At 72.3% G+C, this 13,749-nt stretch carries 11 protein-coding genes; 6 read left to right on the top strand and 5 right to left on the bottom strand.

Features of this window, described 5'->3' with window-relative positions; all coding sequences use genetic code 11:
- The first annotated feature begins 50 nt into the window (after positions 1–50).
- Together ACFY3L_RS42635 and ACFY3L_RS42630 are read left to right on the top strand one after the other, a co-directional pair.
- A complete protein-coding gene (locus ACFY3L_RS42635; protein WP_389338345.1) occupies positions 51–1,610 on the top strand; it encodes an APC family permease in 1,560 nt (519 codons plus the stop codon).
- Between the two features lie 90 nt (positions 1,611–1,700).
- Positions 1,701–3,629, top strand: a complete 1,929-nt coding sequence (locus ACFY3L_RS42630) for a primary-amine oxidase (protein WP_389338342.1) — start codon at positions 1,701–1,703, stop codon at positions 3,627–3,629.
- 67 nt (positions 3,630–3,696) lie between these two features.
- Here ACFY3L_RS42630 and ACFY3L_RS42625 read toward each other — a convergent pair whose 3' ends face one another.
- Together ACFY3L_RS42625 and ACFY3L_RS42620 are read right to left on the bottom strand one after the other, a co-directional pair.
- Positions 3,697–4,209 (bottom strand): hypothetical protein, encoded by a 513-nt coding sequence (locus ACFY3L_RS42625; RefSeq protein WP_389338339.1) that lies wholly within the window; start codon positions 4,207–4,209, stop codon positions 3,697–3,699.
- A 1-nt stretch (position 4,210) separates the two neighbouring features.
- Positions 4,211–4,627 (bottom strand): helix-turn-helix domain-containing protein, encoded by a 417-nt coding sequence (locus ACFY3L_RS42620; protein ID WP_389338336.1) that lies wholly within the window; start codon positions 4,625–4,627, stop codon positions 4,211–4,213.
- Positions 4,628–4,673: 46 nt separating this feature from the next.
- On the opposite strand from ACFY3L_RS42620, the gene ACFY3L_RS42615 reads away from it, so the two are divergent.
- The gene (locus tag ACFY3L_RS42615; protein WP_389338333.1) at positions 4,674–6,695 is read left to right on the top strand and encodes an amino acid permease; all 2,022 of its coding nucleotides are present in this window, start codon (positions 4,674–4,676) and stop codon (positions 6,693–6,695) included.
- Between the two features lie 4 nt (positions 6,696–6,699).
- The gene (locus ACFY3L_RS42610; RefSeq protein WP_389338330.1) at positions 6,700–7,350 is read left to right on the top strand and encodes a GPP34 family phosphoprotein; all 651 of its coding nucleotides are present in this window, start codon (positions 6,700–6,702) and stop codon (positions 7,348–7,350) included.
- A gap of 319 nt (positions 7,351–7,669) precedes the next feature.
- Here ACFY3L_RS42610 and ACFY3L_RS42605 read toward each other — a convergent pair whose 3' ends face one another.
- A complete protein-coding gene (locus ACFY3L_RS42605) occupies positions 7,670–7,912 on the bottom strand; it encodes a hypothetical protein (protein WP_389338327.1) in 243 nt (80 codons plus the stop codon).
- 333 nt (positions 7,913–8,245) lie between these two features.
- Between ACFY3L_RS42605 and ACFY3L_RS42600 the strand changes: the two genes are divergently transcribed.
- On the top strand, positions 8,246–9,148 hold the full coding sequence (locus tag ACFY3L_RS42600) for a hypothetical protein (RefSeq protein WP_389338324.1): 903 nt from the start codon (positions 8,246–8,248) through the stop codon (positions 9,146–9,148).
- A 194-nt stretch (positions 9,149–9,342) separates the two neighbouring features.
- Here the strand turns inward: ACFY3L_RS42600 and ACFY3L_RS42595 are convergent, their stop codons facing one another.
- A complete protein-coding gene (locus tag ACFY3L_RS42595; protein ID WP_389338321.1) occupies positions 9,343–11,985 on the bottom strand; it encodes a DUF6493 family protein in 2,643 nt (880 codons plus the stop codon).
- A gap of 284 nt (positions 11,986–12,269) precedes the next feature.
- Here ACFY3L_RS42595 and ACFY3L_RS42590 point away from each other — a divergent pair, with 284 nt between their 5' ends.
- Positions 12,270–12,752 (top strand): SRPBCC family protein, encoded by a 483-nt coding sequence (locus ACFY3L_RS42590; RefSeq protein WP_389338318.1) that lies wholly within the window; start codon positions 12,270–12,272, stop codon positions 12,750–12,752.
- 553 nt (positions 12,753–13,305) lie between these two features.
- On the opposite strand, the gene ACFY3L_RS42585 is transcribed toward ACFY3L_RS42590, so the two are convergent.
- Positions 13,306–13,746 (bottom strand): DUF2690 domain-containing protein, encoded by a 441-nt coding sequence (locus ACFY3L_RS42585; protein ID WP_389338316.1) that lies wholly within the window; start codon positions 13,744–13,746, stop codon positions 13,306–13,308.
- Positions 13,747–13,749 lie beyond the last annotated feature (3 nt).

Raw genomic sequence — 13,749 nt, 5'->3', positions numbered from 1 at the left:
CCCAGCGCTACCGTGCAGCAGACCCAATCCGACCCGAGAGGGATTCCGCGATGTCCTCCCACCAACCGGCCGCGCTCGCGCCTGGCCTGATCCGGCGTCAGCTGGGCACGTTCCAGCTGTCCTTTTACACGATTTCAGCCTCGGCGCCGTTGACGGTTCTGGGCGGCGGCGTCGTCGCCACCCTGGCCGTGACCGGCAACCTCGGCACTCCGCTGTCGTTCCTGGTCCTCGGAGTGGTGCTCGCCGTATGGGCGGTGGGATACACCGCGATGAGCCGGCACCTCGACTACGGCGGCGCGTTCTACACGTACCTCGCCCGCGGGCTCGGCGGCGTGTGGGGCGTGTCCGGCGCCGCGGTCGCGCTGGTCGCGTACAACGCGATCCAGATCGGCCTCTACGGCCTCTTCGGCGTGGTCGCCTCGGCGTTCGCCGAGGCCCAGTTCTCCCTCGCCTGGTCCTGGTACGCCTGGGCGGCGATCGCGTGGGCCGTCGTCGGCCTGCTCGGCCTGTTCAAGGTCGACCTGTCCGCCAAGGTCCTCGGCGTGCTGCTCGTGGCCGAGGTCGCCGCCGTCGCCGCGTTCGACATCGGCGGGTTCGGGCACCCGGCCGCCGGCTCGATCTCGTGGCAGGGCCTGTCGCCCGGCGAGCTGATCGGCCCCGGCCTCGGCATCGTGTTCGCCCTCAGCACCGCGGCGTTCGTCGGGTTCGAGTCGGGCCCGGTGTACTCCGCCGAGGCCAAGGATCCGCGCCGTACCGTCGCCCGCGCGACCTACATCGCGGTCGGATTCACCTCGATCTTCTACTGCCTCTCGGCGCTGGCGCTCATCGTCGCTGCCGGCCCCGACCAGGTCGCCGGGATGGCCCAGGACCCCACGTCCGGTCTGCCGTTCAACTTCATCGAGCAGTACTACGGCCACAGCATCGCCGTGATCGCCAACTGCCTGCTGGCGACCAGCGTGTTCGCGGCGCTGCTGTCGTTCCACAACGTCGTGGCGCGCTACACCTGGTCGGCCGGCCACGAAGGCGTCCTGCCCCGGTTCACGGCCGCGACCTCCCGGCGCACCGGCGCGCCCATGGCCGGGTCGCTGCTGCAGTCGCTGCTCGCCGCCATCGTGGTGGCCGTCTTCGTCGCGCTCGACAAGGACCCGATGGCGCACCTGTTCACGTGGCTCAGCTACATCGCCGCGCTCGGCATCCTGCTGCTGATGATCGGCACCTCCCTCGCTGTCGTCGGCTACTTCCGCAAGTCGCCTTCGGCGGCCGAGAGCGCCTGGCACCGCACTGTCGCACCCGTCCTCGCCGCCGTGGCGCTCGCCGCCATCGTGATCGTCACCGCGGCCAACGCCGACGCGCTCCTCAACGCCGAGCCCGGATCGCTGGAGATCTACGTGATGCCCGGCATCATCGTGCTCACCGCGCTCGTCGGCATCGTCTGGGGCCTGGCCCTGCGCGCCAGCGACCCGCGGCTGTACGCCGGCATCGGCGGCGGCGGCACCGAGCAACCGGCCGCCGAGGACGGCCTGGGCGCGCTGCTCCAGGCGCGTGCCGCAGGCGGCGACGCCACGCTGACCGGCTCGGGCGACGCGACCGGCATTCACCGGCGGTTCTGAACAGCCCCCCGGCCGACGGCGGGTGAGCTGGCACGGCCGGCTCACCCGCCGAACCATGCGCCCAACCGATCGAGCAGAGAGACCCCTCACATGACACTCACCGACCACCCGACGATCTCCGCCGGCGGCGGAGTCACGCACCCGCTGCGGCGGCTGACCGCCGACGAGATCACCGCCGCCCGAGGCCTGGCGGGCCAGGCCGGCCTCCTCACACCGACGACCCGCTTCGTCGACGTCGCCCTGGACGAACCCGACCTGGCCGCGGCCGAGCCGATCGACCGGCTGGTGCGGATCGTGCTGCTCGACGTCGCGACCGGCCTGGCACGCACGGTCGTGGTGTCGTTGGCCCGCGCCGCGGTCCACCAGGTCGTGGAGCACGACCCGTACAAGGACGGGCAGCCGCCGATCCTGCTGGAAGAGTTCATGAAGGTCGAGGACATCGTCAAGGCCGACGCCGGCTGGGTCGCCGCGATGCGGCGCCGCGGCGTCGAGGACCTCGACCTCGTGCGGGCCTGCCCGCTGTCCGCGGGCTGGTACGACATCGACGGCGAGGCCGGCCGCCGGCTCCTGCGGGTGCTGTCGTTCCAGCAGCACCGTCCCGAGGACCATTGCTGGTCGCACCCGATCGACGGCATCGTCGCCTACGTCGACCTCACCAGCGGTGAGGTGATCAGCCTCGTCGACGAGCAACTGCTGCCGATCCCGGAGGCGGAGGCCAACCACGACGACCCCGCCTACGTCGGCCCGCTGCGCGAGCTCAAGCCGATCGAGATCACCCAGCCGCACGGGCCGAGCTTCACCGTCGACGGCGACGTGGTGACCTGGGGCGGCTCCGACGCGGAGGGCTGGCGGTTCCGCGTCGGTTTCAACGCCCGCGAAGGCCTCACCCTGCACGAGCTCACGCTCGGCGGCCGGCCGGTGCTCGACCGGGCCTCGGTCGCTGAGATGGTGGTCCCGTACGCCGACCCGTCGCCGGTGCGGGCCTGGCAGAACTACTTCGACGCCGGCGAGTACCTGCTCGGTGCCCAGGTCAACGAGCTCAAACTCGGCTGTGACTGCCTCGGCGAGATCTACTACTTCGACGCGGTCCTCGCCGACGCCGACGGCAACCCGCAGGTCCGCGAGAACGCCATCTGCCTGCACGAGGAGGACGCCGGCGTCGGCTGGAAGCACTTCGACCTGTTCACCGAGTCCAGCGAGACCCGCCGCCAGCGCCGCCTGGTCGTCTCGTTCTGGGCCACCGTCGGCAACTACGACTACGGCTTCTTCTGGTACCTGTACCTCGACGGCCGGATCGAGTTCGAGGCCAAGGCCACCGGTGCGCCGTTCACCAGCTCGTACATCGAGGGCAGCCCCTGGGCGACCAAGGTGGCCCCACAGCTCGGCGCCCCGGGCCACCAGCACTTCTTCTGCGCCCGGCTGGTGATGGCCGTCGACTCCCGCCGCAACGCCGTCGACGAGGTCGACCTGGTCCGGGTGCCGACCGGGCCGGACAACCCCTTGGGCAACGCGTTCACCCGCCGGTTCACCCGGATCGCATCCGAGGCCGCCGGCGGCCGGACCGCCGACCCGGCGGTGGGCCGCGAATGGCGCATCACCAGCGACACGACCAACGCGCTGGGGCAGCCGACCGGTTTCGTGCTGCAGCATCCTGGTGGCCCGACCCTCCTGGCCGACGACACGTCCTCGATCGCCGCCCGCGCGGCCTTCGCCGCCCAGCACGTGCAGTTCACGCGGTACGCACCGGACGAGCGGTTCCCGGCCGGCGAGATGCCCAACCAGCACAGCGGCGGTGCCGGCCTGCCCGCCTTCGCCGCCGCCGACCGGTCGCTGGACGGCGAGCACATCACCGCCTGGGTCACCGTCGGCATGACGCACTTCCCGCGCCCTGAGGACTGGCCGATCATGCCCGTGGCGAAGGTCGGGTTCGCGCTGCAGCCGGTCGGGTTCTTCACCCGCAACCCGGCGCTGAACGTGCCGCCGAGCACGGCCGCGCACTGCTCCCCCGGCCACCACTGACCACCTGCCACGACGCGGAGCCGCCCGGCCACCAATCGGCGGGCGGCTCCTGCCCGGCCGGCTCGGATCAGTCGCTCAGTCGCTGCAGGACGACGGTGCCGAACCACTCGCACCGCTGCTCGACGATCTCGTCGTACCCGGTCCGGGTGCAGCCGCGGGTGTCCGCGGGCCACGGGCCCGTCGGCAGCGGCGTGGTGCGGGCACCCGCGACGTGCGCCACGCGATCGCGCTGCCCGGCGCCGCGATCACCGGCGAGCTGCGGGGCGAAGTCCGGCAGCGGGCCGCCCTGGTCGTCGAAGAGCACGTGCCCGTACTCGTGGCCGAGAATCTGCCGGTACCGCAGCGCCGGAGCATTGCCGTCGACATAGACGTAGTCCGTCATGTCGCCGACCACCCACAGGCCGTGCGGCCCACCCGCCGGCATCGGCCACGAGCGCACCTCGATGCGGCGGCCACGACGCTCCTCCACGCAGGCGTGCAACTGCTCGAGGGTGAACTGCTGCGGCAGGAACTCGTCGAGCAGCGCCTCGGCCTGCCGGACCAGAGCGCGGACGAGCGCGTCGTCGCTGAACCGGGACATGTCAGCCGGTGGCCCGGTTCGGGTCGCGGCGGCCGTTCTCGAGCCGGGCGACCTCGTCGATGATCCGCAGGATCGTCTCGGCGCCCTCCACCGAGAGCTGCTGCTCCACCATGCGCATCGCGACCCGTTGCACGCCGGGCTGGCGCAGCGCAGCCTCGAACGCGTCATGCGGCCGCTCGGCCGCCGGAACCGGATCCGTCGTCCCGCCACCGAGCAGATAGTCCACGGTCACCCGGAAGAACCGGGCCAGCCGCTCCACCTCACCGATGCGCGGCTCGACCTTGCCGCTGCGCAAGTTGTTGACATGCGTGTGGGACTTGCCGAGATCCTTGGCGACCTCGCGCGCGCTGTAGGGCCTGCCTGAGCCGTCTCGAACGGTGCGGAACAGTTCGTCGAGCCGCTCCGCGAACGATGCCATGGCGGGAGGCTAGCATGATCACGCATCGATACGGGGGTGGTGACCGATGGTGATCAAGTCTGTCCGGCGTTCGCTGGGCGTGACCGGCCTGGCAATGATCCTGATCAGTGCCTCCGGCCCGATGACGGTGCTCGTCGGCGGCCTGGTCACCACGTTCGCGGTCAGCGGCAACGTCGCGACACCCCTGGCCTATCCGGTCGTGGCCGCGGTCCTCGCGGTGTTCTCGGTGGGGTACGCGACGATGAGCCGGCTCGTCCGCTCCGCCGGTGGCTTCTACCCGTACGTGGCGCTCGGCCTGGGCAGCGGCTGGGGTGTCACCACGGCGTTCGTGGCGGTCCTGGCCTACAGCGCCGTGCAGATCGGCCTGTTCGGCCTGTTCGGTGTCGTCACCCGTGACTTCGCCGCCGTCCACCTGCACCTCACGTGGCCGTGGTGGACGTGGTCCGCTCTCGCGCTCGTGGTCGTCGCGCTGCTCGGCATCCGCAAGATCGACCTCAACGCGAAGGTGCTGGCGGTCCTGCTCGTCCTGGAGATCGCGGCGGTCGTGCTGTTCGACGCCGGCGCGCTCTCGCGCCCCGCCGACGGCGCGATCACCCTCGCCGGACTGTCGCCGGACGAGTTCCTGCGCCCGGGCGTCGGTGTCGTCTTCGCCTTCGCGATCACCGGCTATCTCGGCTTCGAGCAGGGGGCCGTGTACAGCGAGGAGGCCCGCGACCCTCGCGGCACCGTCGCCCGAGCGACGTACGTCGCGCTCGCCGTCACCGGCGTCCTCTACACGGTGACCGGGTGGGCGATGACCGTCGGGGCCGGCCCGGACACGGTCGTGCAGCAGGCGCGGGACTCTGCCGGCCTGCTGCCGTTCGCGATCATCGGCGGCGCCTTCGGCGGTTCGGCGGCGACCGCCGCCAACGCCCTCATCGTCACCAGCGTCTTCGCCTGCATGCTCAGCATCCACAACGCGGTGGCCCGCTACGTCTTCGCCATGTCCCGCGACGGGCTGCTGCCCGGCCGGCTGGTGCTGACCGGCCGGCGGCTGGCCGCCCCGGTGATCGGGTCCATGGCCCAGAGCGCGGCGTCGGCGTTGACCGTGGTGGTGTTCGCGGTGCTCGGCCTCGACCCGGTGCTGACCATGTTCACCTGGTTGTCGTACTTCGGTGCGCTGGGCCTGCTGGTGCTGCTCGCGGTGACCTCGGCGGCGGTGATCGGGTTCTTCCGCCGCCACCCGGCGTCCGGCCGGCGGCGGCGCTGGCGGACGCGGTACGCGCCGGCGTTGGCGATGGCCGGCCTCGTCCCGGTGGTGGCGGTGACGATGGCCCGGGCCGAGACCGTGCTCGGCGTCGCCGGCGGTTCGCCGGCGGGCTGGGTGCTCATCGGCATGCTCGCCGCGACCGTCGCGGGCGGAGCGCTGTTCGCGGCGGCGTTCCGGCACGCCAAACCGGAGGCCTACGCCGGCCTCGGCACCGACGCCCTGCTCGAACACGCCGGCGCGTCGATGGTCGTCGTCGATGGTCCGGTCCCGCCCCCGGCCCGCCCGGCACCGCGCCCCGGTGGCGCGTGGCGGCCGCTGCGCTGGCTGCGCGCCTTCATCACGGTCGGCCGGCTGTGGCCGTTGTGGCGGCGGGTGCAGGCAGCGCTTCCCCAGGTCGCGCTGCTGCCACGGTACCGAGGACTCGCCGCGCTGCGGTCCCTGGCCCGTCACGCCCCGCTGGCCGCGGTGCGAATGCCCGTGGAGATCCTCGACGCGTACGCGGTGCTGGCCGCCTGGGTACCGCAGGAGGCATTGGCGGTGGCCCAGGCCGAGGCGGCGCGACTGTACGCCACCGAGGCCGACCGGCCGCTCCACGTCGAGGCAGCGCTGCTGGCGGTCGCGCTGCGAGCCCGCACCGAAGCATCCGCCGGGCAGCCGACCCGGCCGGTCGCGGCGATCCTGACCACGGACCTCACCCCCGCCGCGACCGTCTCCCACCTCGTCCGGATCGGCCATGCCCTGCGCCGCTCACGCGTGGTCCGGGCGACGCTGCGGTCCGTCCCGGTCCAGGCCGAGCGCGAGCCGATCGAGGTCCGGTAGCCCGATGGTTGCGCACCGGCCGCTGCACGCCGAGTACTTCCTGCTGGCCCACGACGGCTACAGCGGTCGCCTGCACATCGATCCGCACCTCGCCGACGCCGGCGTCGCCGCGGCGATCCTGGCCGACCTCAGCATCACCGGGCACATCGCGATCGACGGTGGCGTCGTCCAGGTCCGGTCGCAGATCACGCCACCGACCGATGCGATCGCCGCCGCCGTGGTCGAACAGGTCGGTCAGGGCAGGCACGACGTCGCCCGCTGGGTCTGGCTGCTGGCCGGGGTCGCCACCACACTCGTCAGCGACCATCTCGTGCACGACGGCGTGGTGGCGCGCCCGCCGGCCCGGCTGCTGGACCGCTTGACCTTGGCCGGCCCCCGCCACATCGCCATGGACGCCGTGGCCGCCGCCGCACCCCGGGTGCTGCTGCGGCACGCAGCCGCCGGGGACGGACCGGCCGACCCGCGGATCGCAGCGCTGGCGGCCCTCGCCGTCGCGACCGGCCTGGAGCACGTCATCGCCGACGGCGCCAACCGCACCGTACGCGGCCGGCTCCGCGAACTCGCCGACACCGTCGACGGCGACCTCCGCCGCATCGTCGAAGGCATGGACACCGCCGCGATCCGGATCACCCTGACACCGAACCGCGGCCAGTAAGGCGTACTTGATGGGTCACACGGGCTCCAAGCATGCCGGACCCAGACCGTGAAACCCGCTGACCACGATGCCGACGCCGCAGGCATCCGCTTCTGCCGATGTCAGTGCATCCGATCATGGCGCCGAGGGATGCCTCGAATATCGCCGTTGGTTTCGCGAAACCCACCTGCGCAGGCAGTGCGCTACGTATCCGGAACCACCCGACTGCTGAGACGGGGTGGTCGAACGGCTGTTGCTCAAGGCGATGGCAGTAGCGCCGCGGCCAGAACATTCGGCCCTGGCCTGCCGAGGCCGTCTCCGGGTCGCAGGGCTGGAAGCCCTACCCGCCCAAGGCATCCTGTTCTTCCACCTTGGGGGACTGCTGTTCTGTCGTGATCTTTAATTGCGCACGCTTCGGGGGATCGAAGAGATAGCGAAACACGATGATCCCACCGAAGATCCCTAGTCCCTCGAACAAGCTGGCTGCGAACGGCTTATCAAATACGAAGTGATCAAGCAAGGCCATGATCAGGCTCATGCCTACCACGGCGGCGATCCGCCACCAAGTCTTGAGAGATCGCATTTGCAGTCCTCAATCATGAGACGCTTCGACGTTACGGCGTGCGCAGGGCCAGCGGCAGGTCCGGGGTGTTGCGCCATCAGGGGCGCTCGGCGCCAGTCACGCCGGCTCTCCAAGACTTCGTTGACGCCACCGACAGTCTGGCACCACCGCGGATTCGACGGAGGTAGTCCGGTACCCGAAGATCACATATACGGATCTGCCGCCGTCCGTGCGCGGCGAGACCGATCGTCCCGGGCTTCTCAGCTCTGGTCAGCTGGCTTCCGCGACGCGAGGCCAGCGGCTTTGCTCGAGCCGCAGAGTTTCGAGCCGACCAGGTGATCAACGACGGTGCCCGTGTGCAGCACGAAGGCGGCGACGAGCCGCGGCCGGTCGAGGTTCATCGGGGTCCGCGAGTACGGCGTGCCGTTGCCGTTCGCGGCGTCGTCGGTCAAGGCGCCTGAGCTGCCGGTGCCGCCCACACGCCGGCGGCGGTGGCTACGGGTGGTGCTGGCGTGCTGGGTCGCGGTGGTGGTGGCCGCCGCGTTGTACCTCGCTCCCGGCACCGACGCGGAGTCCGTCGCGGCGACCGGTTCGGCGGCGCCGACCGCTTCGGCGCGGTCGAAGAGCGTGGCCGAGGTGATGGCCGACCTCATCAACGACGGGCTTGCCGCGCAGAGCCGGGCGCTGCTCGCCGGCGACCTGGACGGCTATCTGGCGCACGTTGACGTGGTGCTGCACCGTGAGTTGACGCAACGGTTCCACTCGCTGCGGGCGTTGGGCGTGGCACGGTGGACGGCGCGAGTGACGAGGATGCCGCCGGACATCGGTGACCGGTCGCCCGTGGTGGTGACGATCGAATACTGCCTCGGCGACGCCGGCTGCGAGCCGGCCTCGCTCGTGCTGCCGAGCAGGTGGACGGTGCAGGACGGGCGAGCCATCGCGACCAGGTTCGAGCGCACGGTGCTGCCGTGGGATCTCACGCCGTTGCGGGCCGTGGCCGGGCGGCGGGTCATCCTGGCCGTGCCCGCCTCGCACGCCGGTGATCTGCGGCAGGCGCTCGCCGCCGCCGACCAGGCGGCGGACATCGCCGACCGGTTCGCCCGGTGGGGAGCGCCGCCGAAGCGGTACGTTGTCTACTTCGCCGGGCCAGACGAGTGGCGTACCTGGTTTCACGGGCGCAGGAAGGCGTACGACGGCTACGCCGTGGGTCCCTACGGGGCGGAGGTCCGGGCCGAGCAATCGGCCGGGACGGACTGAGCTACCTGCTGACCCACGAATTCACGCACGTGGTGAGCCTCGGCAAGGACTACGGCAGCCGGCGGGCTTGGTGGTTGTCGGAGGCGCTGGCCGAGTACGTCGCGGATCGGGACGGCTCCGGGACGCGGGACCGGCTGTCGTTCGTGCGCCGCCATCTGCGCGCCAGACCTTGAATCGAACGTCCGGGTTCTTGACTACGCGGGTGCGGCGGGGTCGGCCGGGGCCAGGTAGCCGAGGAGTGATCGCGCGGCGGCGGTGGTTTTCGACCTGCCGCCGGCCGCCGACAGCCATTGCCTCAGCGTGGGATCAGTCACCGGTACGGCGGCGCGCAGGTGTTCGTCGCGGAGCAGTTCCACCAGGGTGTGCAGGCCGCGGCTGGTCCGGTCGAGGGACGGCAGCAGAGCGGTCAGCAGCGCCCGGACCTGCGCGCCGAGCCCGGCCACGGACAGGTCGCCCAGCGAGTCGGCCCATCGGTTCAGTGGTACCGCGGGAGCCAGCGTCGCCATCGCGGACGCCAGCGTCGCCGGGTCCATCCGCTGGGGCAGCAGCGCCGCGGCGGTGTCGACGGCGGCGGTGCGTTCGCTGATGCCGGCGCCCGCCAGCCCGGCCCCGACGACGTACGGGCTCAGCGGCGGCAGCTCGGCGACCGTGCGGTCGAGCAGGTGCAGGGCGTGGGCCGAGACGCCGCCGTCGACCGTGCCGTCGAGGGACGCGAGCTGGAACCGGAGCGCCATGGCCAGGAGCGGTTCGATGTTGCCGGGCCACATCGACGCCAGCCACGGGTGCCACGGCCCGCTGGGCAGCCGGTCGAACGAGTCCGCGTGGGCGAGCGCCACGGTCGGCAGCGCCGGATCGGGGGGTGCCGGCTCGGCGGCCGGTCCGAGCGCGGCGACCCGGATGGGCCTGTAGGGGGACCATTCGGGATCGAACCACACCCGCCACGCGGGTGCCCGTCCCGCGCCGGCCGCGTCGAAGCCGGGTCCGCGGCCGATCAGCGGCGCGTCGTCGCCGCGCGGTGCGCGCGCCCGGGCGGCGGCGATCCACAGTGGACGGTCGGGGCGGCTGAGTGACTCCGGTGGCGGCCCGCCGAGGGCGTACCGGAGGGCGGTGCCGACGGCGCCGGGCACCGCGGCCGCCGCGTCGCGGATCGCCGGCGACACGCCGGCCGGGTCGGGCCCGAGCCGCAGGAGCGCGGCGACCGCGTCGAGCGGGTCCGGCGCGGCGCCGGTGGCGAGCCGCTCGACGAGCACGGCCGGCGCGATCCAACCGCCGGCATGCGTCGGCTCGGCGCACGGGGCGAACCGGCGCCCGGCCCGCAACGCGGATTCCACGGCGGCCGCGCGCCCGGCGAGCAGCCGCACCTGCGGCGGGAGCGGCGGCAGCCGGCGCACCGGCGGTGCGTGGGCGGCGGCGAGCACCACGCCGGCGACGACGTCGAGCAGCAGCTCCCACTCGTACGCCGGACCGTCGCGCAGCAGGCGTGCCGCCCGGCGGGCCAGACCGGCGTACTCACCGGGCTCCGGGCCGAGCCGGGCGGCCGCGCAGAGCGCGCGTTCGAGCAGCTCCGCGTCGGTCGGGTCGGCCAGCAGGATGGCGAACGCCTCGGCCAGCTCCGCCGGGTCGGTGATCGGCACCACCGCCTCGAGCGCCGGCGCGGCGACGTCCGGCGGGGCGACCGGCGCCGTGACCGCTGGCGTCCGCGCGCTGAGCAAGCCGAGCGAGCCGAGCCACTCGCGAGCCGCGGCCGCGACGACGGGCGCCAGCGTCGGCAACGCGGACAGGACGGGACCGGGCTCACCGCGGACCCGCGACAGCTCGACGGCGGCGGCCTGGACGTCGGCATGCGGATGGCCGAGCGCGGCGACGATGACGGCCGGCTGTCCGCCGCCGATCCGCGCCGCGAGGGTGAGGGCCTTCGTCGCGGTGGATTTCGCCGGTACGAGTACCGCGGCGACGAGCCCGTGGGCGAGCGCGTCGGCGTCGTGGTCGAGCCGGCCCGCCTTCTGCACCGCGGTGAGGGCGTCGACGGCGAGCGCGACGGTGGGCCCGACGGAGCTGTGCAGCAGCGCCGCGTACCCGGCCTGGCGAGCGGCGCGCTCGTCGACGGACGGCGCCAGCGCGGCATGCAGCCGCGAGTACCAGCCGGCGCGGTACTGCGGGAAGCCGAGCCCGAGCGCGGCGACGGTCGCGTCCAGGACCCGAGCGCGGTCGATCGTGCCATCGGACAGCAGGTCGAGGACCGCGTCGTGCCAGGTCTGCACGGTCCGGCTGCTGTACTTGTCGACGTTGGTGAGGCTCACCTGCCGGTTGCCCTCGATCTCGAAGATCCGCCAGAACGCCCGGGCCAGCAGGTCCGGGTCGGCCCGCAGCAGATCTGCCCGGCGCCCGCCGCCGCTGAACCGTCCGCCGAGCCCGCTGACCATCGCGAGGACATAGTCGTCGTCGGCGTCCAACGTGACGAGGCCGTCGCGTTCCGCCCGGCGGATGACGCCGAAGTCCGGACTGAAGTCCTCGGTCGCCATGACGTGCAGCACGTGCCGGGCGAGCGCGTGCAGGAACCGGCTGCCCCGCGAGCGGACGATCCGCGACTGCGCGTCGTCCGCCGGCCAGTGCAGCCGGTCGGCCGGCGCCGTGGCCATGAGGATCAGCTCGAGCCGGCGGCCATCCTCGTCGGTGAACCGGTCCTTGCGTCCGTCGATGGCGTCCCGCCATGCGTACCGCTCCCATGCCTGCTGCGCCGGCCGGTGCAGTGCCGCCCGATCGTCGGCGTCGAATGCGCACACCCGGTCGAGCAGCGCCTCGACGTCAAGGGTCAGGAGTTCGGTCAGCGTCGCCACAGTCGCAGGGTAGTCGGGCCGCCCTCCACGATCTCGATTCATGCCACATCGTCGTGGGTGCGCGGAAAGGCCGAGTTCCGCGGCACGATGGCGCCGGGCGCGTTCGGCGGCTCGATCGCCTACGGCGGCGACCACCGCCTCCTCGGGCGGGACCTGGAGCGGGGTGAGCGGCCGACGGACATGCTCAAGTCGCTGGCCGAGCTGGCCGCGTTCAAGCCCTACCCGGGCTTAATCCGGACGGAACCGGGAAGACTGCGGATCTCCGGCGTCGAAGGGAGACGGCAGTGGCCAAGCGACGCAAGCTCGTCCGCACCTCACCCGATCGCGTCTTCGCGGTCCTGGCCGACGGCTGGACATACGCCAGCTGGGTGGTCGGCGCGTCCCACATCCGGGACGTCGACGAGGCCTGGCCCGCGGCCGGGACCCGCCTGCACCACCAGGTCGGGCCGTGGCCGCTGCACATCACGGACGTGACCTCGGTGCGGGCGGTGATCCCGGGACAGATGCTCGAGCTGCATGCCCGGGCGTGGCCGCTCGGCGCGGCGACGGTACGGCTGGACCTCGAACCGGTCGAGGCCGGCACCCGGGTGACCCTGGCGTACGACCTCACCGAAGGGATCGGCCGGTACCTCCCACGCCGGGTCCAGACGGCGCTGCTCGGCCCGCGCAGCGCCGAGATGCTGTCCCGGCTGTCCGACATCGCCGTCCGGCGGCGGGTCCCGGCCGTCTACCCACAGACCGGCACCAGCATGCCGACGGTGGCCTGAGTCTCCGCATCAGCGAGCACCTTCGGCCCCTCAGCCAGCCTGCACGCAGTGGGCCGGCCGGGGCCGAGCACCCCGTCCACAATAGGCCCGAGCAGTGGGGTGTCCGGCGGATCGAGTTCGAGCAGGGACGCAATGGCCGTCCTGGCCCGGTTCCGTCGCGGATCACGATTCATCGGGTCCTGGTGCGGTCCTTGGCCATGTCGTCATCCCCGGACAGCCACCCTGGGAGCCCCGCGACGGCACGCGCGACCCGACGCCTCGCGGCCTGCTCGGGCCTGGCACCGGGTCTTTGACGTGGAACAATTTCGTTCCGACTTCGGCACACCTGGAAACATACGTTGACAGCGATAGTGGATCCACGACTAGGATCGGCCCCGACGAATGCGCGAGATCTCAACGCCGTTCGTGCAGTTCGCCCGTGACCGTTGCCGAAACGGGGGGTAACGGTCGCGGGCACCGAACCCCACGCTTCCCGTAGTGCTGCACCGTCGCCCACAGGCTCAGGCAAGCACAGATGCGACCCGGGTATCGCCGCGGACGGCGGCGTCGCGGGTCACACGCACCAGGTGTCGACCTGGGTGAAGACGGGACCCGCGGTGCTGGCGTAGACGCATTTGTCGGGCGAATAGATCATGGCGCTCCACCAGTAGACGCCGTTGTTGGAGCTGGCCCCTTGGGTGTAGCCGGTGGATCGCTGGATGGCGCGCACGTAGGTGTACGCACCGTAGTTGACCCGGGCCCAGTTCGTCTGGCAGGTCGGTGACCAGCGCAGTTCGATCGTGAGCCCGTTCGACCACGGGATTCCCGCCGACGCCACGGTGCTGGCGCCGACGGCGCAGCCGGTGCGCTCCGGATCCTGGCCTGAACACCAGTCACCCCAGCATGAGACGGAGCGTTCACCGGGCACCGCGACGGCCGGGCCGGCGTGCGCGAGCACACCGGCGGCGACGATGCAGGCGGAGAGGAGCGTCAGCGTAAGACGGTGCGACCGCATGGT

It is taken from the genome of Dactylosporangium sp. NPDC000521, assembly GCF_042898305.1.
Lineage (GTDB): Bacteria > Actinomycetota > Actinomycetes > Mycobacteriales > Micromonosporaceae > Dactylosporangium.
The sequence above is the reverse complement of the archived record's forward strand: the minus strand, read 5'-3'. Positions and strand labels throughout refer to the sequence as shown.

Coding starts and splice junctions, on each gene's coding strand:
- ACFY3L_RS42635 (WP_389338345.1), top strand. CDS start 51: ATGTCCTCCCACCAACCGGCCGCGCTCGCGCCTGGCCTGATCCGGCGT.
- ACFY3L_RS42630 (WP_389338342.1), top strand. CDS start 1,701: ATGACACTCACCGACCACCCGACGATCTCCGCCGGCGGCGGAGTCACG.
- ACFY3L_RS42625 (WP_389338339.1), bottom strand. CDS start 4,209: ATGTCCCGGTTCAGCGACGACGCGCTCGTCCGCGCTCTGGTCCGGCAG.
- ACFY3L_RS42620 (WP_389338336.1), bottom strand. CDS start 4,627: ATGGCATCGTTCGCGGAGCGGCTCGACGAACTGTTCCGCACCGTTCGA.
- ACFY3L_RS42615 (WP_389338333.1), top strand. CDS start 4,674: ATGGTGATCAAGTCTGTCCGGCGTTCGCTGGGCGTGACCGGCCTGGCA.
- ACFY3L_RS42610 (WP_389338330.1), top strand. CDS start 6,700: ATGGTTGCGCACCGGCCGCTGCACGCCGAGTACTTCCTGCTGGCCCAC.
- ACFY3L_RS42605 (WP_389338327.1), bottom strand. CDS start 7,912: ATGCGATCTCTCAAGACTTGGTGGCGGATCGCCGCCGTGGTAGGCATG.
- ACFY3L_RS42585 (WP_389338316.1), bottom strand. CDS start 13,746: ATGCGGTCGCACCGTCTTACGCTGACGCTCCTCTCCGCCTGCATCGTC.